This window comes from Actinomadura livida (assembly GCF_014648675.1).
GTDB classification, from domain to species: Bacteria; Actinomycetota; Actinomycetes; order Streptosporangiales; family Streptosporangiaceae; genus Spirillospora; species Spirillospora livida.
The window spans coordinates 685,347-707,320 of the sequence record NZ_BMRO01000001.1 but is presented as its reverse complement, the minus strand read 5'-3'; the positions used below and the strand labels follow the sequence as shown (position 1 = coordinate 707,320).

Here is a 21,974-nt window from a genome sequence, read left to right as displayed (position 1 = left end):
CTCCTCAGTCGGCCACGACGCGGACCGCGCCGGGGATGTACTCGCGCTGGCGGACCACCCGGTACCAGCCCTTGGGCAGCGAGATCGCCGCGTGCTCCTCGTGGACCAGCCGCCCGCCGGACGGCAGGTGCAGGTGGTCCGGCGCGAGCGGATCGGGGGAGCGCAGCAGCGAGCCGGGCGCGGCCAGCGCGTGCGCGTGGCCCGTCGCCTCGCCGAGCGCGAGGACCATGCGGCCGCGGCCGTCCCGCGGGGCCGGCGGCAGACCGCGCACGGCGTGCGGGACCGCGTCCTCCGGCACGGGCAGAATCAGGATGTCTCCCTGTCGGTACATGCGGCGAACGTAACGTCCGCCACCGACAGAACCGGCGACGGAACCGGCCGCTAGAAGCCGCGGGTGCGGCGGGCCGCGGGCCGTGCCCAGCGCCCGGACGCGCTCAGCCCGACATGCTGGAAGGCCCGGACGAGTTCGCCGCCGAGGTTGACGCCGGCGCCCAGCGCGAGGGCCACCGACACCGCGCCGATGAGGCTGAGCACGCCCGTGTCCGGCGAGCCGGTGTTGAGCTCGACCATTCCCCGGTACAGCGACGTCCCGGGCAGGAGGGGGCCGATGGCCGGCACGACGAGCGGCATCACCGGCTGCCCCTGCCTGCGGGCGAGCCAGTTGGCGAGCACCCCGACGATGGTGGCGGCCAGGGCCGCGGCCAGGACGGGGGGAAGCTGCCATCCGCGCGCCAGGACGTACACCACCCAGATCAGGGCGCCGCCAAGGGCCGCGGCGACCAGCACCTCGCGCGGCGCGGCGAGGGATACGGCGAACGTCAGCGAGATCGAGGCGGCCGCGATGACCGCGACCGGCCGCAATTGCGCGTGCGCGGTCGGCAGATGGCTGACGTCGATCGGCGCACCGAGGCTCACCGCCAGGTACACGACCGCGCCCAGCCCCGCGACGAGGGCCGCGATGATGAAGAAGACCTCCAGCACCCGTGCCCCGGCGCTGACCAGGTCGCCCGTGATGCCGTCCTGGATGCTGGCGACCAGGGGCCGCCCAGGCAGCAGCGCCAGGATCGCGCCGGTGACGATCGCGGCGGCCTGGCCCGGACTGCCCACGCTCACCACCAGCGCCGCGGCTCCCGCGCCGATCGCGGCGGCGACCGCCAGCTGGAAGAACTCCGCGATGCCGCGCCGCGCCAGGATGGCGCCGGTGCGCTCGCCCACCAGCGTGGCGCCGAACGCGGTGGTCGCCACGAGCAGCCCGCCGCCGGCCAGCACACTGCCCGACGCGCTGACGAGACCCAGCGACACGACCAGCAGCCAGGCCGGGTACGGGGCCCGGCCCCGTTTGATCTCCGCGAGCCTCCGGTGCGCGTCGTCCAGCTCCAGCATGCCGATGGACGCGTCCTGGACGAGCTTGTGCAGCGCGGTGAGCCGCCAGTAGGCGGGGGTCCGGCGCCGGATGGCCCGCGTCCCGGTCATCGGCGGCGCGCCCTTCCCGGGGTGGGCCGAGACCAGAATGCTGGTCAGTGTGACCTGGACCTCGCAGCGGGGCAGCTCGTAGGCGACCGCCAGGCTGAGCATGGCCTCGTTCACACGCTCGGTGGTCTCGCCGCTGGCCAGGAGGAGTTCGCCCACGCGCAGCACGAGGTCGATCGCCCGCGGATCGACGACCTCGCCGGGCTCCTCCTCGGGCGGCTCCGGCGGGCTCGTGTCCATCAGGACCTGCCACGTCCGCCGCAGCCGCTGCGCCGCGGGCGACCCCCGCAGACGCTCCGCAGCGTACGGCCCCAGCACGCGATCCGCCGCGCCCATTCCCCCGAGACGTCCTTCCGCAGTGAGAACCGATCTTGATTGGCAGGCTACCCCCGGCCCGGCGCCCGGAGTCCCGGGCACCCCCGCCCGCGTTTTCCACAGAGCGTGATTCTGGTGCGACCTCTTCCGGGCCGCTGGTACCAAGGACGCATGAGCACTCCAGACGGACTCCGGGACGAGGCCGAACGCTGCCTGCGCGCCCTCGCGGGCGAGCACGCGCGGCTTCGCGACGACCAGTGGACGGCGATCAGCGCCCTCGTCGTCGAGCGGCGCCGGGCCCTGGTCGTCCAGCGCACGGGCTGGGGCAAGTCCGCCGTGTACTTCGTGGCCACCCGGCTGCTCCGCGAGCGCGGCGCGGGCCCCACGGTGATCGTCTCGCCGCTGCTGGCGCTGATGCGCAACCAGATCGAGGCCGCGGTCCGCGCCGGGATCAACGCCCGCACGATCAACTCGTCCAACACGGGCGACTGGGAGCAGGTCTTCGCCGAGGTCGAGGCAGGGGAGGTCGACGTCCTGCTCGTCAGCCCCGAGCGGCTCAACAACCCCGACTTCCGCGACCTCGTCCTGCCGAAGCTCGCCGCCGGGGCCGGGCTGGTCGTCGTCGACGAGGCGCACTGCATCTCCGACTGGGGGCACGACTTCCGGCCCGACTACCGCCGGCTGCGCACCCTGCTGGCCGAGCTGCCGCCCGGCATCCCGGTGCTCGCCACCACCGCGACCGCCAACGCCCGCGTCACCCAGGACGTCGCCGAGCAGCTCGCCGGCGACGACGCCCTCGTCCTGCGCGGAGCGCTCGAACGCGACTCGCTCCACCTCGCCGTCGTCGCCCTGCCCACCGCGGAGCAGCGCATCGCCTGGCTCGGCGAGCACCTCGCCGACCTCCCGGGCTCGGGGATCATCTACACGCTCACCGTCGCCGCCGCCCACGAGATCACCGGCTACCTGCGCGACCGCGGCTACGAGGTGGCCGCCTACTCCGGCCAGACCGAGCAGGCCGAGCGGCTCCAGGCCGAGCAGGACCTGCAGGAGAACAAGCTCAAGGCCCTCATCGCCACCAGCGCACTCGGCATGGGCTACGACAAGCCCGACCTCGGGTTCATCGTCCACGTGGGCGCCCCGCAGTCCCCGGTCGCCTACTACCAGCAGATCGGGCGCGCCGGCCGCGGCGTCGACCGCGCCGAGGTCATCCTCCTCCCCGGCCGGGAGGACCGCGACATCTGGGCCTACTTCGCCAGCCTCGCGTTCCCGCCCGAACCCGTCGTCCGCGACACCCTCAGCGTCCTGGAGGCAGCCGGGCGCCCGCTGTCCACCGGCGCCCTCGAACCGCAGGTCGACCTCAACCGGGCCCGCCTCGAGATGATGCTCAAGGTCCTCGACGTGGACGGCGCGGTCCGCCGCGTGAAGGGCGGCTGGACGTCCACGGGTGAGCCTTGGGCCTACGACCGCGAACGCTACGAGCGGGTCACCGCCGCGCGCCGCCGCGAGCAGCAGGCCATGCTCGACTACATCTCGACCTCAACCTGCCGGGAGGAGTACCTCCGCCGCCAGTTGGACGACCCCGCCGCCGCCCCCTGCGGCCGCTGCGACAACTGCACGGGCCGCCACTGGCCGGCCGACGTCACCCCAGAGGGCGCCACCCAGGCCCGCGACCGCCTCCACCGCCCCGGCGTGGACGTGCCGCCCCGCCGCATGTGGCCGACCGGCGTCAAGGACGACCTGGGCGTCTCCGGCCGCATCAAACTCCAAGCCGAGACGGGCCGCGCTCTGGGACGCCTCACCGACATCGGCTGGGGCAACCGCCTCCGCGACCTGTTCGCCGGCGGCGACACCGACGTCCCCGACGACCTGGTGAACGCCGTCGTCAAGGTGCTCGCCGCCTGGGACTGGCCAGCCCGCCCGACCGGCGTCGTCACCATCGGTTCCCGCTCCCGCCCGCGCCTGGTCGGCACGTTCGGCCACCGGATCGCCGAGATCGGCCGCCTGCCCTACCTGGGCGGCCTGACCCCGCTCGGCGACCCGATCCCGCGCCGCCACAACAGCGCCCAGCGCCTCCGCTCCGTCTGGCACTCCCTGGCCGTCCCCACCGACCTGTCCGAGGCCCTAGCGGCCACACCGGGCCCCATCCTCCTGGTGGACGACCGCATAGAAACCGGCTGGACGATGACCGTAGCCACCCACCTACTGAAGGAATCCGGCGCCGCCCAAATCCTCCCCCTAACCCTCGCCACCCCAAACTGACCCAAGCCGACGCCAGAGCCGGGCCCGGGTGGTCATCGCCGCCCGCGCGCCCCCGTGGGCGCGGGCGGGACGATCGGGCCGGGCCGTGCGCGCGGCCCCGCGCACGGACCGGCGTCCGGCCCCGGCGCCGCGGCGGAGAAGGGCCGCGGCGAACGGGAGTCGTGGGCGCCGGGGCGGCGGCCCCGGCGGCCGGCACCGCCGGGGCGCGCCCGGGAGCGCCGCCGTCCTGGATGGGACGGATGACGGCGGCGGGGAGTGGCATGCCCAGGGAAAGTGTTCTAGAGGTTAGAAAACCCTGTCCAGTTGATTGCAAGAACATCTTGAGATAAGTTCAGCGGGAAATGTCATCATTTCCCGCCCAGCTGGCCAATCGGCCATTTCGGCGGGGTCAAGGGAACAGGTAGTAATGTCGCTGCCCGTGTCACCGACCTACGACGCGCTCCTCGAATGCCCGTCCGGGCTGCTGGACATGACGTTCGACCAGTTGCGGACGCTCCTGGTCGTGCACGAGACGGGGTCCGCGCTGCGGGCCGCCCGCGTCCTCGGCCGCGAGCAGTCCAGCGTCCAGAAGCAGCTGGACACGCTCAACCGCAACAGCCAGACGCTCTGCGGCGAGGTCCTGACCGTCAGGCAGGGGCGCGGCAAGGATTTCCTGTTCACCCCGACCGGCGAGACCACTGTCGAACTGGCGCGGACGACGTTCGGGAAATGGCTGGAGTCCATTCACTGGAGCCGGCGCCGCCTCGGCAGGATGCTCACCGTCGGCACGACCGAGTTCACGCTCCCGATCGTCTCGCGGGCCTGGAACCGCGTGTCGGAGGAGTTCCGGCAGCGCGAGGTCGAGTTCAAGGTCGCCCACGTCCGCACGAAGGACCTCTGGTCGCGGCTGGAGACCCGTCAGGTCGACCTCATCTGCGGCAGCATCGTCAGCACGCCGGAGGGGGATCAGCGCTTCCGGGAGTACGAGGTCGTCGAGTACGCCCGGGGGCAGGCGCTGCTGCTCACCAACCTGCCGGTGTCCGAGCTGCCGGACGCGCCGGTCGAGACGAGCCGGCTCCCCGGCGTCCCGCTCGTGGTGCCGCCCGCGGGCCTCGTCGCCGACCTGCTGGCCACCTGGTACGGGCAGAACTTCCGCGAGCGCCTCACCGTCGTCGCCGACATCGACGACGTGCACTACGGCCTGTCCCTGCTGCGCTCCGGCTTCGTCCGCGGCTGCATGATCGTCACCGGTTCGATCGGCCGCGGCATGGCCGCCCAGGACGACCCGGACACCGTCCCGCTCCGCGCCATCAAGCTGCGCGACGACCTGGAGCCGAAGGCCGAGCTGATGACCGGCGCCTTCGTCCGTCGCGCCGACCTCGAACGCTACGACGCCGGCCACCCGCTGAACCGCCTCTGGGCGGCCGTGAAGGAAGACGTCCGCACCTACACTCCCGTCGCCTGACCGTGACCAGGTCGATGAGGCCGGCGACGGAGTTGACGACGTGACTGCCGCCGTGCGGGCGGAGACACGAACTATGTCCGGAGGGTGAGCCCGCGGTCCGCCGCGGCGATCCCCGTTGATGCAGGAAGCGGCGGATGCGGCGTTCCGGACGGGGCTCCATCGGCCTAATCCCCAGCCCGCGGTTCGGGCTGGGGGGCGCGTCAGTTGATCTGGTTGTCGACCACGTCGAGGGTCGGACGGGCGCCCAGGTGCTTCATGGCCTGGGCGCTGAGCCGGCAGCCGGCGGTCAGCGCGTCGGCTGGCTGCTTTCCGTCCAGCCACGGCGGGAGGAAGCCCGCGACGAAGGCGTCACCGGCGCCGGTGCCATCGACGATCTTGTCGATGGGTTCGGCGCCGACGGTGACGGGCTCGGGGCGGCCGTTGGTGTACCAGAGCGCGCCGTCCTCGCCGGTCTTGATGACGACCTGCGGGTACCAGGCGGTGAGCACCTTGGCGGCCTGCTCGGGGTTGTCGCGGCCGGTGAGGATCTCGGCCTCCTTGGCGTTGACGACCAGGAGGCGGGCGCCCTGCGTCCACTCCAGGAAGGGCTCGGCGCCCATCCGCTTGAGGGGGGAGGAGGAGCCGCCGTCCACCGAGACCGACATCTGCGCTTTGCGAGCCAGGTCCAGGGTGTGGATGGCGGCCTTCCGGGAGCCCTCGTTGATCAGGGAGTAGCCGGAGAGGTGCAGGTGGGTGCCCTGCGTGAAGAGGTCCTTGCAGCGCTCGATGTCCTCGGGGAGGAGGGCGCCGTTGGCGCCGGGGTCGGAGAGCATCGTCCGGTCGCCTTTGTGGGTGACCATCACCACACAGGTTCCGGTGGGGCGCTCCCCGTCCATGACGAGGCGGGCGTCGACGCCGTACCCCATCAGTTCCATGTCCCGGTTACGTCCGGCGATATCCGATCCGCGGCGGCCGACGAAGGCGACGTCGATCCCCTCCACGGCGAGCCATGCCGCCACGTTGGCGCCCGAGCCGCCCCCGTGGGTCGTCACGGCGGCGGGCGTGTCGCTCCCCTTTGCCAAGGGGAACGCGGCACGCGCCACGGTGTCTGTCATCAGATCGCCGACCACGACCACGCGCGTCATGGAGTCATCACCTCGATCAACACGGCCCGCGCGAGCGGCAATTCAGGGCGTGTGGACGACCGTAACAGCTTCGGGGCCCCGATTAGGTCTCGAACGCGCAGCGAAAGCCAGGAAGGACGGGATTTTCGTGGCGCGGGCATCCGGGCGCCCGTGCCTTACCCTCGGGTACGTGACCGAGGGTTATCCGGATCATTGGGAGGCCGACGTCGTCCTGAGCGACGGCGGGACGGCTCATCTGCGTCCCATCCGGCCCGGCGACGGCGAGATCCTGCGCGAGTTCCACGGGCGGCTGTCCCCGGAGTCGATCTACTACCGGTTCTTCTCGCCGCGGCCCCACCTGTCGGACCGTGACGTCGAGCACTTCACGACCGTCGACCACGACCTGCGGGCCGCGCTGATCGCCACGATCGGCGAGGAGATGGTGGCGGTCGTCCGCTACGACCGGCTGCCCGACCGGCCGGAGACGGCCGAGGTCGCGTTCCTCGTGGAGGACGCGCACCAGGGCCGCGGCCTCGGGCCGGTGCTGCTGGAGCACATCGCGGCGGCGGCGCGGGAACGGGGCCTGCGCCGGTTCGTGGCGAGCGTCCTGCCCGAGAACCGGCGGATGACGCGGGTGTTCCGCGAGGCCGGGTACCGGGCGGAGCAGCGGTTCGAGGAGGGCGTGATCGAGCTCGTCCTCGACCTGGAGCCCACCGAGACGTCGCTGGAGGTCATGACGGCCCGCGAGCACCGGGCCGAGTCGCGGTCGATCCAGCGGCTGCTGTTCCCGAGGTCGGTGGCGGTGGTCGGCGCGAGCCGGGCCGAGCACAGCGTCGGCCAGACCGTGTTGCGCAACCTGCTGGCCGGCGACTTCACCGGGCCGGTGTACCCGGTGCACCCGACGGCGGTCGCCGTGGCGGGGGTGCGGGCCTACGCGTCCGTCCTGGAGATCCCGGACGACGTGGACCTCGCTGTCGTCGCCGTCCGGGCCGACGCCGTCCACGAGGTCGTGCAGCAGTGCGCGAGCAAGGGCGTGCGGGGCCTGATCGTCGTGTCGTCCGGTTTCGGAGAGATCGGCGAGGAGGGACGCGCCAGGCAGGAGGAGCTGGTCCGGCTGGCGAGGGCCTACGGAATGCGCGTCGTCGGACCCAACTGCCTGGGCATCGCCAACACCGACCCAGAGGTGCGGCTCAACGCGACCCTGGCGCCGACGATGCCGGGACGGGGTCCGGTGGGGTTCTTCTCCCAGTCCGGTGCGCTCGGCATCGCCATTCTGCAGCGGACGGCGGAGCGCGGCCTCGGCCTGTCCACGTTCGTCTCCGCCGGGAACCGGGGGGACGTCTCGGGCAACGACCTCCTGCAGTACTGGGAGGAGGACCCGGCGACCAAGGCCGTCCTGCTGTACCTGGAGTCGCTGGGCAACCCGCGCAAGTTCGCGCGGCTGGCGCGCAGGCTCGGCCGGCGCAAGCCGATCGTGGCCGTCAAGAGCGGCCGCAGCACGCAGGGCGTCCCGATCGGGCACGCGGCGCGCGCGCTGACCCTGCCCGACCACGCGGTCAGCGCGCTGTTCGAGCAGGCGGGCGTGATCCGCGTGGAGGACCTCTCGGAGCTGTTCGACGTGGCGCAGCTGCTGGCCTACCAGCCGCTCCCGGCCGGCGACCGCGTCGCGATCATCGACAACTCGAACTCGCTGGGGCTGCTGGCGCAGGACGAGGCGGTCGCGCTGGGCCTGGACGTCCGGCCCCGCATCGACCTCGGCCCGCGGGCGGACGCCGACGACTACGAGGCGGCCCTCGCCGCGGCGCTGGCCGACGACACCGTCGACGCGGTGGTGGCGCTGTTCACGCCACCGACGATCGGCGGGTTCGACGTCCGCGTCCCCGAGAAGATCCTCCGGCTCGCCGCGGAGGCGGAGAAACCCATCGCGGCGACCTACCTCGGCACCGAGGGCATGCCCGCCGACCTGCGCGTGGCCGGCCCGGACGGGATGGCCGCGGAGGGCTCGGTGCCGTCCTACCCCTCGCCTGAGGACGCCGTCCGGGCGATGGCGTACGTGATCCGCTACGCGCAGTGGCGCAAGCGTCCCGCGGGCACCACGCCGAACTTCGAGGACGTGGACCGCGACCGGGCGCGGGCGCTGGTCGCCGGCAGGCTCGCCGCGGGCGGCGGCGGCCCGGTGGAGCTCGTGCCGAAGGATGCGGCGGAGCTGCTGTCCTGCTACGGCATCGAGGTCGGCGACGAGCCGCTGCCGCCAGGGGACGCGCACGCTGTGCCGACCCGCATCGTGATCAGGGAGGACCCCTCGTTCGGCGCGCTGGTCTCCTTCGGCATCGCCGACGAGACCGCCGCCCTGCTGGACGACCGCGCCTACCGGCTGTCGCCGCTCGCGGACGTGGACGCGGCGGAGATGATCCGCGCCATCCGGACCGCGCCGCTCCTGCTCGGCCACCGCGGCGCGAAGCGGGTGAACCTGAAGGCCCTGGAAGAGCTGCTGCTGCGCGCGTCCCGCCTCGGCTACGACCTGCCCGAGGTGGCGCGGCTGGAGCTCAACCCGGTGATGGCGGACGCGTCCGGCGTCACCGTGCGCGAGGTCACGCTGACCCTGGACCGGCCGCTCGGGCCGCGTCCTGAACTGCAGCCGCGCCGCCTGACCTGATCTCTGTCACCCGTCACCCGGCGCCCGGGGGCGTCGCGGGCGGGCCGGGCGGTCCCGGCGGGCGGGGGCCCGGGGTCGGCGGGACCGGGTCGGGTTCCGGCCCGGGCGGAACCGGGTCCGGGTCGGGCGCGGGCGGGCTCGGGTCGGGCGGCGGTCCGGGCGGGGAGGGGTCCGGCGGCGGCCCGGGAGGCACCGGCTCGGGCGACGGGCCCGGCGGGACGGGTCCCGGCGGGCTGGGCGGCGGGCCAGGGGACGGTCCGGGCGGCGGCTCGGTGGGCGGTACCAGCGGCTCGGGGGCGGGCGCCGGGTCCGGCGTGGGGGGCGGGACCGGCTTCGGAGTGGGAAGCGGCTTCTCGTCCATACCGACCACGTACCCCCTGATCGCGGGAATGACCGTGCGCTCCGGTCAGTCATGTGCACGTCCGGCCCTGGACAGGGCAGGATGGGTCCATGAGGGAAACCCGAGCGACGGTGAGCGGTCTGCGCACGGCGATCGAGCGCAGCGGTTACTACCCGGCCCTGGTCGCGGACGCGGTCGAGTCGGCCGTTGGGGACGAGCCCGTCGTCGCCTACGTGGTGCACCATGAGGCGACGTTCGACCCCGCGATGGAGGTGCGGCGCCACGTGACCGTGCTCGTCCTGTCGGCGAGCCGGCTGCTGGTGTGCCACACCGACGAGCATCCGCCCGGCGAGGGCATGGCCAGGCCGCACGCCTCCACGACCACCGAGGCCGTCAAGCTGGAACGCGTCCAGTCGGTCGCGGTGACGCGGGTCGTCCCGGACCCCGCGTCGTACGTGCCCGGGGTGCCGCCCACCGAGGTCGTGCTGACCATCGGCTGGGGCGCCATCGCGCACGTCGACCTCGAGCCCGCGACCTGCGGCGACGAGAACTGCGAGGCCGACCACGGCTACACCGGCAGCGTCACGGCCGACGACCTGTCCCTGCGGGTCAGCGAGGCGGCCGACGGCGCCGAGGCGGTCGGCCAGGTGCTGGCGTTCGCCGCGGAGCTGTCCGCCGCGACCGCGAGCTGACCCCGAGCCGATCGACCCCCCGTGACCGGAGCGTGAGAGTGACCGAAACGAACCGCCTGGCCGAGACGAGCGAGCCGAGCGGGGAGGCGCCCGTCCCGCGGTACGGGGCGGGCGCCCTCGCCGATCTCCCGTCCTCGGTGCTGGCGGCGCTCGGCGTCCCCGACGCCGCCAACGTCCTGGACCTGCCCGCGCTGCCGCGCGCCTGCGTCCTGCTGGTCGACGGGCTCGGCTGGCAGCAGCTCAGGGCCCACCCCGACGAGGCGCCGTTCCTGAACGCGATGGCCGGCCGCCCGATCACGGCCGGGTTCCCGGCCACGACGGTGACCAGCCTGGCCTCGCTGGGGACGGGCGCGGTGCCCGGCGCGCACGGGCTGCTCGGCCTCCAGGTGGCGGTGCCCGAGACCGGCAGGCTGCTCAACTGCCTGCTCTGGAAGGACGACGACGCCGACCCGGAGACGTTCCAGCCCGTCCCGACCGTGTACGAGCGGGCCGCGGCGGACGGCATCGAGACCGCGTACGTCTCGCTCCACCAGTACCGGAGGTCGGCGCTCAGCCGCGCCACCGCCCGCGGTGCCCGGTACGTGAGCGCCGAGAGCCTCGGCCAGCTCGTCGGGCGGATCGAGACGGCGCTGCGCCGCGGCGACCGCGCGTACGTCACCGCGTACCACGCCGACCTCGACGCGACCGGCCACCGCTTCGGTGTCGGCTCCCGCGACTGGCGGCACCAGCTGCGGTTCGTGGACGTCCTCGCCCAGGAGATCGCGACCGTCCTGCCTCCAGGAACCGCGCTTTACGTCACGGCCGACCACGGCATGGTCGACCCCACCGAACGCGTCGACGCCGACACCGTGCCCGAGCTGAAGGAGGGGGTCGCCCTCCTCGGCGGGGACGCCCGCGCCCGGTACGTCTACAGCGAGCCGGGCGCCCACGACGACGTCCTCGCCGCCTGGACGGCCGTGCTGGGCGACAGGGCGTGGGTCGTCTCGCGCGAGCGGGCCGTGGCGGACGGCTGGTTCGGCCCGATGGGCCCCGGGATGGCGGAGCGCGTCGGCGACGTCGTCGCGGTGCCGCACGCCGATCTCGCGATCGTGGCGTCCGAACGCGAACCGTGGCTGGAACGGATGGTCGGCATGCACGGCTCGCTCGTCCCCGCCGAGCAGCTCGTGCCGCTGCTCGCCACGTCCAGGCCCTGATCCCGCAACCCCGCGCGTCAGGAGGAGTTGCAATGAACCCGACCTCGCCCCTCCCTAATCCGGGCGACGGCGGTCAAACTGGCGGTGTGCACCCTCTCATCGAAGTGCCCGCGTTGGACCGGCTGCTCCGGCGGCAGACGCCCGTGGTCCTGCTGGACGCCCGATGGCATCTGGCGGGACCGCCGGGGATCGAGTCCTACCGCAGGGGGCACCTGCCCGGCGCCGTCTTCGTCGACCTCGACCGCGACGTGGCCGGGCCGCCCGGGCCCGGCGGACGCCACCCCCTGCCCGAGTCCGTCGCGTTCGAGGCGGCCATGCGCCGCGCGGGCGTCTCGGAGGACCGCCTCGTCGTGGTCTACGACGACGCCGACTCCACGGCCGCGGCGCGCGTCTGGTGGTCGCTGCGGTACTTCGGGCACGAGCGGGTCCGCGTCCTGGACGGCGGCTACCGCGCCTGGACTGAGGCGGGCCACCCGGTGAGCACGGAGGAACCCGACGTCAAGCCGGGCGATTTCATCGCGCACCCGGGGCGGCTGCCGGTGCTGGACGCCGAGGGCGCCGCGGAGCTCGCGACGGCCGGTGTCCTGCTGGACGCACGCGCCGCCGAGCGGTACCGGGGCGAGCAGGAGCCCGTCGACCCCGTCGCCGGGCACATACCGGGCGCCCGCAACGCCCCGACCTCCGGCAACGTCGGGGTGGACGGCCGGTTCCTGCCCCCCGAACTGCTGCGCGAGCGGTTCGCCAAGCTCGGTGCCACCGACGCCCTCGACGTCGGCGCCTACTGCGGCTCCGGCGTGACGGCCGCCCACGAGATCCTCGCGCTCAACCTCGCCGGGATCCCCGCCGCCCTCTATGTGGGCTCCTGGTCGAACTGGGTGACGGACCCGTCCAACCCGGTGGCCACCGGCGAGAACTGACGGTCTCCGCACGGCGGTCAGCCTGCGCCGAGGCATAGGAACCCGGTCACCCCCTGGGGCCGTGGGATGTCCGCCAGGGCTCGGGCGGGGGAGCGGCCGGTGGCGACGGCGGTGTGGAAGGCGGTCATGAAGACCGGTGTCGCCTCGTCGCGCACGGGGGTGACGGCTGCGACGACGGTGGCGGTGCCGAGGGCGAGGAGGGCGCCCGCCATGCCGAGCACGGCGTCGCCCTCGGCGGCACGGCCGATGTCGCACGCCGACAGGACGATCATGCGGGGTGCGGCGGCCAGTTCGTCCAGGTCGTGCACCACCAGTGGCCCGTCGGCGAGACGCAGGCGCGAGAACAGGGGATTGCCCTCGCGGAACTCGCCGTGGGCGGCGATGTGGACGAGGGCGGCTCCGTCCATGGCGTCCCTGACTCGTTCCGCGCGCGCGTCAGCCCCGTCTAGGACGACCGCCTGCGGATGGAGGCGGTGCAGAGCGGCGATCTCGCGTTCGGCGTGATCGAGGTCGGGGCCTGCCACGAGCACGACATGGCCATCAGCGTGCTTGGGCTCGCGGGCATGCAGCCAGGCGCCGACGGACGGGACGACCGTGAAGGGACGTCCCGCCAGGGAAGGGAGCACCGCCCAGGGCAGGCCGTGCAGCGTCCCTGTCGGAGCGATGACGAGCTCACGGTCGCCGATGTGGCGGCTGAGCGGGGCGAACAGGGAATGGTCGAGCCGCCGGGCCGCGTCGGTGAGCGCCGAGAGCGGCTCGGGGGCGTCCTCCGCGGCGAGGCGGCGCACGGCGAAGCGGATCAGGCCGGTCTCCCGGACGGCGTCGTCGCTCGCCCCGAGGTGATGGCGGCGAGCCTCACCTGCGGCGACGGTCACGGCGTGCAGGTCGGGGCCGATCTTGATGATCTCGACCAGGGCTCGTTCGCCGAGGGCGGCGGCGACCTCCTCCAGCCCCGGGAAGCTGTGCGGGGACGCGCCGGACGGGCGGCGGCGCGTCTGCGCGCGGATCTCCGCCTCCAGGTCCGCCACGTCCGCCGGCACCGACGGGACGCCCCGGGCCATGCCCGCCGTGTGCTCGACGCTGAGGACGCGCAACGTGGTCAGCGCCGCGGCGCGCTCAGGGTCCCGCGGAGGGCGGACCCGGGCCGGACGGGCGATCGACCGCCGCCGTTCCTCGACGGCGAGCAGTTCCCCCGCCGAGCCGGCCAGCCCGAGCCCGAGCTCGGACAGCTCGCCGGCGAGGCCCGCCGCGCGTGCCCGCAGGTCCAGCGCACCGAGTGTCTCCGCGTGCTCCTCGGTCACCTGGAGCCCGGCGCCGACCGCCGCCACCGCGCCCGCGTGATCGGACCGTGCGGCGCGTTCGAGCGCGACGGCGTGCCAGCCCGCGATCTGGGCCTGCACAGAGCCGCGCTGACGTCCGACGCAGGAGAGCAGATGCCCGGACGGCCTGCCCAGCGCCAGCGCCACGCGGGCGGCGACGATGCGGGCCTCGTCGGCGGCGTCGGCCCAGCCGCCGCTTTCCAGCCGGGCGGCCGTGGCCTCCGCCGAGCGCAGCAGGACGGCCGAGCGCTCCCCGCACGCCCAGCGGGCCCTGAGCAGCACGTGCTCGGCCAGGAGCATCCATCCCGTCCGCTCCTGCTCGGCGAACAGGGCGCGTGCGCGTTCGGCCGCGTCCGTGCACCGCTCGGGATTGTCGTCGGCCAGTTCGGCGTGGGCGAGAAGGAGATAGCCGTCCGCGATGTCGCATCCGTAGCCGTTCGCCGTTGCGGCGTCCAAGGCGGCGGTCAGGACGGGGCGCGCCTCGCCTGGCAAACCCGCCATGATGAGGGTCTCCGCCTGGTCGAACCGGCACTGCGCCAGGCGTTCACCGGTCAGGTGCGGTTCGGCCTCAGCGAAGAGCCGGAGCGCGCGCGGGACGTCCCCACGGCGCGACACCACGAAGGCCAGATTGCCCTTGGTCATTGCCGTCTGGTGATGTAATCCAGCGGCCTCGCCCACGGCGACCGCCTCCGCCAGATCACTTTCTGCGGCGTCCAGGTCGCCGCGGAACGTCCGTGCAAGACCGAGGTTGGTGAGCAGGCCGTTGAGGACGGCCGGATCATGCCCTTCCCGTAACCGCGGCAGGGTTCGGACGGCCAGCTCATGCGCTTCGTCCAGTCGCCCTGCCCTTGCCAGCGCGCACGCCTTGTTGGCTGCCAGGCGGTCTGCGTCCTCGCCCTTTAGAACGGCCTCCGCCTGACCAGCGTGGGCGAGCGCCTCGGCCAGGTCACCTCGCGCCGTGAGCAGGCCGACCAGATTCATCCGCACCTGCGCGGCCCCGTAGCGGTCGCCGCGCGCCAGCTCCAACGCCCGGTGCAGGAAGCCGAGGCCCTCGTCCAGGCGCCCCAGTTCCTTCGCGGCCAGCCCGGCGACCCGCAGCGCGAGCACGCCGCCGCCGCGTTCGAGCAGGGCGAGCGCCCGCACGAACGCGGTCGCCGGGTCGGCGGCCGCGAGCCGCAGGAGCGCGCGCTCGTCCGGCCCGGTCACAGCCGCACCCAGCTCGTCACGATCGACGTGCCGTCGTCCAGCCGGAGCACGAGGCTCACCAGTCCCTCGGGGACGCGCGGCACCCAGAACAGCCCGGCGGACTCCGCGCGGACCTCGATCCCGTCCGGCGGAAGATCCCGGTGCCGGACCTGGACGGCGCCGGACGACGGCGGGACGAGCCGCCCGGTGAGCTCCCGGTCCCGGCCGAACTCCGCCACCTCTATCTCCACCGTCGTGCCGGGGCACGCGAACGTCAGCACGCGTCCCGGCCCGCCGCGGACACCGGCCGCCGCCCGCGCGCCCCGGTCCTGCACCGGCTCCGCCAGCGTCGCGGCCGGAGTCCGCCAGGCGATGGACGCGCGGGCCGCGGCCAGCACGCCCTCCGGCAGCGGGTCCAGGGCGTCGAAGGCCTGCCGGACGCCCGCCATCAGCTCGTCGTCGTTCATGGGACGAGCCTCCGCAGCGCGTCCAGGCACCGCGCCCGCGTCGGCCCGACGCTGCCGAGGGGGATGCCCAGGGCGGCGGCAAGCTCGGCGTGGCTCGGCGCGAGCGCGAACAGCCGCAGCAGCGTCCGGCAGCGCTGCGGCAGCGACTCCAGCGCCGCGCCGACCAGCCCCAGCCGCTCCCGGCCCAGGACCACCCGGTCCGGTTCCGGCTCCGGCGCCCGCGGCGCGGGCACGAGCGGCCGGTCGCGTCCGCGCCGGCGCACCAGGCGCAGGCTCTCGTGCCGCGCCGTGGTCGCCAGCCAGCACGCCGTCGCGGACGGGTCCCGCAACCCGTCGATACGCTCCACCAGCCGCAGCCAGGTCGTCTGCACCACGTCACCGGAATCGGCGTCGTTCAGCCCGTGCGAGCGGGCGATCGACCACAGCAGCCCGCTGTGCCGCTCGACCAGCCGGGCCCACGCGGCGCCGTCGCCGTCGCGTGCCCGGATCACCAGCTCGTCCGTGCCGTCGTCCAATTGGGCCACCGAAGTCTCCTCCTGAGGCCCCCCGCAGATGTTGACTCTATGCCATGTCGGCATGACTCTGCGTAGGAAAATCACGTATCGGTGGCCGTCCGGTCTTCTCAGGAGCCGACGACGACGCCCAGGCCGGGCACGGACGGGTTCGTCTCCGGATCCAGCACGCGGTCCGCCGCCTCGTCCGCGCCGATGCCCTCAGCCGCCGCGAGCCCGGCGATCCGTCCCGCCACCACCGGCGCAGCGAACGACGTGCCACTCCAGGTGGCGTAGCCCCGGAAGTCGTCGGGGTCGGTGCCGTCAACGGCCGGCCGCGTCCCGTTGAACCGGACGAAGGTGCTGGTCACGTCCACGCCCGGGGCGCACGCGTCCACCCACCAGCCGTGGTTGGAGAACCAGGCGCGGTCGCCGCCGTCCAGCGCCGCGACGCCGACCACCGGCTTCGCCGCGGCGGGCCAGAACGGGCGGTCGCCGGCGGTGTTCCCCGCGCACGCCACCACGACCGTCCGGCGGCCGAGCGCGGCGAGGGCGCGCGCCATCACCGGCGACGGCCGGTCGTCGTAGGTATGGCAGCCGAGGGAGATGTTCACGACATCGGCCCGTGGCCGCCCGGCGAGCCATTCCAGCGCGCGGATGACGTCCAGCTCGTCGCCGACCCCGTCACTGCCGATCACCCGCCGCGCCAGCAGTCGCGCAGTGGGAGCGTGCCGCAGCACCACGCCCGCGACGAACGTCCCGTGCCCGGCCTGCGCGTCGAGGTCGAAGTCCAGATCGGCGTCCAGGACCTCCTGGACCTCGTCGCGCTGCTCCCGGTACCACTCCGCGTCCTCGTACCAGGGATGCGGCGCCAGGCCGGTGTCCAGGATCGCGACCGTCACGTCCCGGCGCGCCGCGGCGGCCCGCGGCGCGGCGACGGGCGCGGCCGGACGCGGCAGATCCGCCGGCCCGCTCCACCACATCGGCTGCCCGTGCACGAGATGGTTCGGCGACACGCTCAGCCTCCGGCGCCGCGCGTTCCCGCCCGGGCCGCCGTCCCCGGCAAGCCGGCTCGCGACCTCGCAGACGTCCACCTTCGCCGCCGCGCGCAACCGCAGCCGCGTGACCGCGCGCTCGTCGTGCCGCGAATCACACCACCGCCGGACGGCGGCCTCCGCGTCCCCGGCGTCCCGCCCTGCGACGAGGATCTCGTCCCGGCGGACCAGCGCCGGACACCCCGGCACCGGCTCCACCACCATCGCGTCCGGATGCCGCGCCAGCACCCGCTCCAGCCGCGCCTGCTGATCGAACATCGGCCGCCCTCCACTCACGGTGCCGGATCAGCCACTCTAAGTGGCGCGGCCGCGTTGCGCTCTTGCCTCGCCGGGCGGGCCCCGCGCGGGCTAGGGTTGTCGCGCGGTTCCCTGAACGTTGTGCATCCTGCGGTCAAGCGTTCAACAAACGCCTGGCTCACGGTGGTGCGACACGGGCCGATGATGCACAATGAGGGACGCGGACGCCGACTTGGGACGTACGAGGCCGTAGGGGAAGACGAGCCTCGGTACAGATCCAGGAGGTCCGGTGACCGCACGTGGCGTTTTCTACGTCCACTCCGCGCCGCCTGCGCTGAGCCCGCACATCGAGTGGGCCGCCGCAGGTGTTCTCGGTGTGCCCGTTTCCCTAGAGTGGGCAGATCAGGCGGCCGCGCCGGGAACGCTGCGCGCCGAGCTCCATTGGGAGGGCAGGCCGGGCACCGCCGCGGGCATCACCTCCGCGCTGCGCAATTGGAAGCTCGTGCGCTTCGAGGCCACCGAGGACCCCACCCCCGGCTCCGACGGCATGCGCTTCAGCTTCACCCCGTCCCTCGGCGTCTTCAGCGGCATCATCGGCGCCAGCGGCGACATCATGATCCCCGAAGACCGCCTCCGCGCCGTCATGGCCAACGCCGCCGTCGGCAAGATCACCCTTGAGAACGAACTCGAACGCCTCCTCGGCACCCCCTGGGACAACGAACTCGAACCCTTCCGCCGCGCCGGCGACGGCGCCCCCGTCCGCTGGCTGCACGCTGCTGTGTAGGACTGCATTGCCCTTGGCGTCAGGCCCTAGAGGGCCTTCCTTCGGCGGGCAATGCGGTGCGATCGCTGCATCGCTCCGGCTCGCCCAGCGGCTCGCTGCGCGATCAGGTTTCTCGCAGGCTCGAAACCTGCCTTCGGTCGCGATCGCGAACGTCGGGGTTGTCGCCTGGTTGGGGCGTCGGCTGAGCTTTTGCGGGTAACGACGGCGCGCGTTTAGTGTGGGCGGCTCGCCTAGCGGCTCGCTGTGCACGTGTGGTTTCTCGCAGGCTCAGAACCTGCATGCAGATGCACGATGCTGGCTATCTTGTGGTCGCGTTCGTGGGGGTTGTTGTGGGGATGGGAACGGCCCGGCGAGGTTGGTCGCCGGGCCGTTTTTTTAGGTTTTAGAGGGCTCGTTGGAAGGCTACTGAGACGTTGTGGCCGCCGAAGCCGAAGGAGTTGTTCAGGGCTGCGGCGGGGCCGTCGGGGACCTTGCGGGGCTCGTCGCGGACGATGTCCAGGTCCACCTCGTCGTCTACGTCTTCGAGGTTGGCGACGAAGGGGATCAGGCCCTCCTTCAGCGCCAGGACGGTGAAGACCGACTCCAGGGCGCCGGCGCCGCCCAGCAGGTGGCCGGTCATCGACTTGGTGGCGGTGATGGCCGCCTGGGCGGCGGCCTCCTCGCCCAGGCCCGCCTTGATCGAGGCCAGTTCGGCGACGTCGCCGGCCGGGGTCGAGGTGGCGTGGGCGTTGATGTGGATGATGTCGGCGGCCTCCAGGCCGGCGTCCTTGAGGGCGCGCTGCATCGCCTTGGCCTGGCCGGAGCCGCTCGGGTCGGGCAGCACGATGTCGTAGGCGTCGCCGGAGTAGCCGCAGCCGGCCGCGATGCCGTTGATCTGCGCGCCGCGGGCGCGGGCGTGCTCCTCGGACTCGAGGATCATCACGGCGGCGCCCTCGCCGAGCACGAAGCCGTCGCGGTTCTTGTCGTAGGGGCGGGACGCGCGCTCCGGCTCCTCGTTGCGGGTCGACATCGCGCGCATGGCACCGAACGAGGCCATCTGCAGGGGGTGTATGCAGGACTCGGTGCCGCCGCAGATCACCACGTCCGCGCGGCCCGCGCGGATCATGTCGATGGCGTAGCCGACGGCCTCGCCGCTGGACGCGCAGGCGCTGACCAGGGCGTGCGAGCCGGCCATCGCGCCGAACTCGATGCCGACGTGCCCGGACGCGCCGTTCGGCATCAGCATCGGGACGGTGAAGGGCGAGACGCGCGACCAGCCCTTCTCCCGGTAGACGTCGTAGCTGTTGAGCGCGGTGTGCAGACCGCCGATGCCGCTGGAGAACACGACGCCGAGCCGCTCGCCGTCCACGGTGAAGCCGCCCTCGACGCCGGACTGCTCCTCCGGCTTCTTGGCCTTGCGGGAGGCGGGCGGGGCGAAGCCCGCGTCCGTCCACGCCTCGCGTGCGGCGATCAGCGCGATCGCCTGGTTGCGGTCCAGCCGGCGCAGGGTCTGCTTCGGCATGACCTCCGCCGGGTCGACCTTGAGCGTCCCGGCGAACCTGACGGGCAGGTCCTCGACGCCCTCCCAGTCCAGTTTCCGGACACCGGACTCTCCGGCGAGCAGGGCGGACCAGGTCGACGGGAGGTCTCCGCCGAGTGGGGTCGTTGCACCGAGACCGGTCACGACGACTCTGGTCTGGCTCTGGCTCATAACTGGTGCTCCTTGCGGACTGTGGGGGTGCGGACCGGCGCGCCGCCGCCCGGTTCCGGCCGGTGCGGCGGCGCCCCGTCCCCGAGATTCAGCTCTGCAGGTTCTGGACGAAGTTGATGACGTCCTTGACGGTCTTCAGGTTGCGCAGCTCGTCGTCGGGGATCTCGACGCCGAACTGGTCCTGCGCGGCCACCGCGATCTCCACCATCGACAGCGAGTCGATGTCGAGGTCGTCGATGAAGTTCTTGTCGGGGGTGACCTCCGACTTGTCGATCCCGACGATGTCATCGATGATCTCGGCGAGGCCGTCCAGGATCTGCTGTTCGGTGGCGACTGCCATGGTTTCTGCTTTCTCCTTCGGTGGGTTGGTCCAGAGCCTGCGGGCAGGCGTGACGGCCTACGGGATCTGGATGACTTGGGCAGCGTAGGACAGTCCGGCGCCGAATCCGACCAGGAGGGCCGGTGCGCCGGACGGCACGTCGCCGCGTTCGATCATTCGGGACAGGGCCAGCGGGATGGAGGCCGCCGAGGTGTTGCCGGAGTGCACGATGTCGTCGGCCACCACGGCGTTGGTGGCCTTCAGCTTGCGGGCGATCGCCTCGATGATCCGCAGGTTGGCCTGGTGCGGGACGACCGCGGCGAGGTCCTGCGGGGCGATCCCGGCGCGCTCGCACGCCTCGGCCGCGACCGGGGCGATCGCGGTGGTCGCCCAGCGGAACACCGCCTGGCCCTCCTGCCGGATCGAGGAGTGCCGGTCGTCGATGATGATCTTGTCGTACTTGTCGCCGGCGCTGCCCCACACGACCGGGCCGATGCCAGGGGAGTCGCTGGCGGTCACGACCGCGGCGCCCGCCCCGTCGGCGAAGATGATGCAGGTGGAGCGGTCGGTCCAGTCGACCCACTGGGACATCTTCTCGGCGCCGATGACCAGCACGCTGCGGGCGCTGCCGGCGCGGACCGCGGCGCTCGCGGTGGCGAGGGCGTAGCAGAAGCCGGCGCAGGCGGCGTTCAGGTCGAACGCGCCGGGCGCGTCGATGCCGAGCCGGTGCGCGACCTGCGCGGCGTGCCCCGGCATCGGCGACTCGGCCGAGCAGGTCGCCAGGATGACCAGGTCGATGTCGGACGGGGAGAGCCCGCTGCCCGCCAGGGCCTTGCCGCCCGCGTGCACGCCGAGCTCGACGATGCCCTCGTCGTCGCCGGCGATGCGGCGCTCGGCGATGCCGACGCGGCTGCGGATCCACGCGTCGTCGGTGTCGACGGTCCGCGCGAGGTCGTCGTTGGTGACGACGCGGGCGGGCCGGTAGTCGCCGAACGCGAGGATGCGGGCGCCGGGCGCCGCCTCGGGAATGCTCAGGGCCGCGGTCATGACGTGTGCGCCTTGATCAGGTCGCGGGCCTTGTCCAGGTCCGCGGGGGTCTTGAGGGCGACGAGCTCGACGCCCTTCAGCTCGCGGCGGGCGAGGCCGGCCAGCGTCCCGGCGGGCGGCAGTTCGATGATCGCGGTGACGCCGATCTCCCGCATCGTGTCCATGCAGGCGTCCCAGCGGACGGGCGCGCTGACCTGCTCGACGAGCCGGTCGACGAAGTCGGCCCCCGACTCGACGACGGCGCCGTCGCGGTTCTGCAGCAGCCGCGTCCGCGGGGCGGCGGCGGACACGCCCGGCGCGAGGCGGCGCAGGGTGCCGACGGCGGGCGCCATGTGCTCGGTGTGGAACGCCCCGGCGACCGACAGGGCGCGCAGCCGCGCCTTCGCGGGCGGCTCCTCGGCGAACTGCGCGAGGCGCTCCTTGGTCCCGGCGGCGACGATCTGGCCGGCGCCGTTCACGTTGGCGGGGGTGAGGCCGTGCTTGTCGATGGACGCCAGCACCTCGTCGGTGTCGCCGCCGAGGACCGCGGTCATCCCGGTCTCGGTGACGGCGGCGGCCTCGGCCATCGCCCGGCCCCGCTCCCGGACGAGGACCAGCGCGGCCTCCGGGGACAGCACCCCGGCGATCGCGGCGGCGGCCAGTTCGCCGACGCTGTGCCCGGCGACGGCGTCCGGCCCCCGGTCGGCGCCGTCGTAGAGGACCTCGTAGGCGGCGATCCCGGCGGCGACCAGCAGTGGCTGCGCCACCGCGGTGTCGCGGATCTCCTCGGCGTCGGCCTCCGTCCCGTAGCGCACCAGGTCGAGACCCGTGACGGCCGACCACCAGGCGAGGCGGTCGGCGACGCCGGGTATCTCAAGCCATGGCTGCAGGAAGCCGGGGGTCTGGGCGCCCTGGCCGGGCGATGCGAGGAGAATCACGGCTACCAGCCTGCCGCCAACACTGCTACCGCCACGATGCGGAACAAGACGAACTTTGGTCGAGACCCTTTGTA

18 protein-coding genes are annotated in these 21,974 nt (G+C 73.4%); 7 read left to right on the top strand and 11 right to left on the bottom strand.

Annotated features, from left to right (window positions below; all coding sequences use genetic code 11):
• Positions 1-4: 4 nt before the first annotated feature.
• Together IEZ03_RS03090 and IEZ03_RS03085 are read right to left on the bottom strand one after the other, a co-directional pair.
• Entirely contained in the window at positions 5-331 is a 327-nt protein-coding gene (locus tag IEZ03_RS03090) for a DUF8820 family protein (protein ID WP_184882333.1), read from the bottom strand.
• Positions 332-381: 50 nt separating this feature from the next.
• Entirely contained in the window at positions 382-1,806 is a 1,425-nt protein-coding gene (locus tag IEZ03_RS03085; protein WP_229807966.1) for a threonine/serine exporter family protein, read from the bottom strand.
• 150 nt (positions 1,807-1,956) lie between these two features.
• Here IEZ03_RS03085 and IEZ03_RS03080 point away from each other — a divergent pair, with 150 nt between their 5' ends.
• A complete protein-coding gene (locus IEZ03_RS03080) occupies positions 1,957-4,044 on the top strand; it encodes a RecQ family ATP-dependent DNA helicase (RefSeq protein ID WP_184882335.1) in 2,088 nt (695 codons plus the stop codon).
• Positions 4,045-4,462: 418 nt separating this feature from the next.
• On the top strand, positions 4,463-5,488 hold the full coding sequence (locus IEZ03_RS03075) for a LysR family transcriptional regulator (protein WP_221480619.1): 1,026 nt from the start codon (positions 4,463-4,465) through the stop codon (positions 5,486-5,488).
• A gap of 200 nt (positions 5,489-5,688) precedes the next feature.
• Here the strand turns inward: IEZ03_RS03075 and IEZ03_RS03070 are convergent, their stop codons facing one another.
• Positions 5,689-6,612, bottom strand: a complete 924-nt coding sequence (locus tag IEZ03_RS03070) for a carbohydrate kinase family protein (RefSeq protein WP_132045694.1) — start codon at positions 6,610-6,612, stop codon at positions 5,689-5,691.
• Between the two features lie 169 nt (positions 6,613-6,781).
• Between IEZ03_RS03070 and IEZ03_RS03065 the strand changes: the two genes are divergently transcribed.
• The 4 genes from IEZ03_RS03065 to IEZ03_RS03055 all read left to right on the top strand — a co-directional run bounded on the left by IEZ03_RS03065 (position 6,782) and on the right by IEZ03_RS03055 (position 12,389).
• Positions 6,782-9,247, top strand: coding sequence for a bifunctional acetate--CoA ligase family protein/GNAT family N-acetyltransferase (locus tag IEZ03_RS03065; protein ID WP_184882337.1), 2,466 nt, complete (start codon positions 6,782-6,784; stop codon positions 9,245-9,247).
• A 450-nt stretch (positions 9,248-9,697) separates the two neighbouring features.
• The gene (locus IEZ03_RS37495; RefSeq protein WP_131986543.1) at positions 9,698-10,279 is read left to right on the top strand and encodes a DUF5998 family protein; all 582 of its coding nucleotides are present in this window, start codon (positions 9,698-9,700) and stop codon (positions 10,277-10,279) included.
• Between the two features lie 38 nt (positions 10,280-10,317).
• The gene (locus IEZ03_RS03060; RefSeq protein ID WP_229807965.1) at positions 10,318-11,472 is read left to right on the top strand and encodes an alkaline phosphatase family protein; all 1,155 of its coding nucleotides are present in this window, start codon (positions 10,318-10,320) and stop codon (positions 11,470-11,472) included.
• An 86-nt stretch (positions 11,473-11,558) separates the two neighbouring features.
• Positions 11,559-12,389, top strand: a complete 831-nt coding sequence (locus tag IEZ03_RS03055; RefSeq protein ID WP_229807964.1) for a sulfurtransferase — start codon at positions 11,559-11,561, stop codon at positions 12,387-12,389.
• A gap of 17 nt (positions 12,390-12,406) precedes the next feature.
• Here the strand turns inward: IEZ03_RS03055 and IEZ03_RS03050 are convergent, their stop codons facing one another.
• The 4 genes from IEZ03_RS03050 to IEZ03_RS03035 all read right to left on the bottom strand — a co-directional run bounded on the left by IEZ03_RS03050 (position 12,407) and on the right by IEZ03_RS03035 (position 17,164).
• Positions 12,407-14,914, bottom strand: coding sequence for a CHAT domain-containing protein (locus IEZ03_RS03050; protein ID WP_229807963.1), 2,508 nt, complete (start codon positions 14,912-14,914; stop codon positions 12,407-12,409).
• Complete coding sequence (locus IEZ03_RS03045) at positions 14,911-15,360, bottom strand: hypothetical protein (RefSeq protein WP_184882340.1); 450 nt, start codon at positions 15,358-15,360, stop codon at positions 14,911-14,913. Before IEZ03_RS03045 ends, IEZ03_RS03050 begins: the two co-directional genes overlap by 4 nt.
• Positions 15,357-15,884 carry an RNA polymerase sigma factor gene (locus IEZ03_RS03040; RefSeq protein ID WP_207945681.1) on the bottom strand — a complete coding sequence of 176 codons (528 nt, stop codon included), beginning with the start codon at positions 15,882-15,884 and terminating at the stop codon, positions 15,357-15,359. The genes IEZ03_RS03045 and IEZ03_RS03040 overlap by 4 nt, the downstream gene beginning before the upstream one ends.
• A gap of 98 nt (positions 15,885-15,982) precedes the next feature.
• Entirely contained in the window at positions 15,983-17,164 is a 1,182-nt protein-coding gene (locus IEZ03_RS03035) for a S8 family peptidase (RefSeq protein ID WP_184882344.1), read from the bottom strand.
• A 268-nt stretch (positions 17,165-17,432) separates the two neighbouring features.
• Here IEZ03_RS03035 and IEZ03_RS03030 point away from each other — a divergent pair, with 268 nt between their 5' ends.
• Positions 17,433-17,927 (top strand): DUF3145 domain-containing protein, encoded by a 495-nt coding sequence (locus IEZ03_RS03030; RefSeq protein ID WP_184882346.1) that lies wholly within the window; start codon positions 17,433-17,435, stop codon positions 17,925-17,927.
• A gap of 382 nt (positions 17,928-18,309) precedes the next feature.
• Here IEZ03_RS03030 and IEZ03_RS03025 read toward each other — a convergent pair whose 3' ends face one another.
• The 4 genes from IEZ03_RS03025 to IEZ03_RS03010 all read right to left on the bottom strand — a co-directional run bounded on the left by IEZ03_RS03025 (position 18,310) and on the right by IEZ03_RS03010 (position 21,900).
• Positions 18,310-19,617: a beta-ketoacyl-[acyl-carrier-protein] synthase family protein gene (locus tag IEZ03_RS03025; RefSeq protein ID WP_184882348.1), complete on the bottom strand. Its 1,308-nt coding sequence runs from the start codon at positions 19,615-19,617 to the stop codon at positions 18,310-18,312.
• A gap of 88 nt (positions 19,618-19,705) precedes the next feature.
• Positions 19,706-19,957 carry an acyl carrier protein gene (locus tag IEZ03_RS03020; protein WP_131877390.1) on the bottom strand — a complete coding sequence of 84 codons (252 nt, stop codon included), beginning with the start codon at positions 19,955-19,957 and terminating at the stop codon, positions 19,706-19,708.
• A gap of 57 nt (positions 19,958-20,014) precedes the next feature.
• On the bottom strand, positions 20,015-20,983 hold the full coding sequence (locus IEZ03_RS03015; RefSeq protein ID WP_184882350.1) for a beta-ketoacyl-ACP synthase III: 969 nt from the start codon (positions 20,981-20,983) through the stop codon (positions 20,015-20,017).
• A complete protein-coding gene (locus IEZ03_RS03010; RefSeq protein ID WP_184882352.1) occupies positions 20,980-21,900 on the bottom strand; it encodes an ACP S-malonyltransferase in 921 nt (306 codons plus the stop codon). The genes IEZ03_RS03015 and IEZ03_RS03010 overlap by 4 nt, the downstream gene beginning before the upstream one ends.
• Between the last annotated feature and the right edge of the window lie 74 nt (positions 21,901-21,974).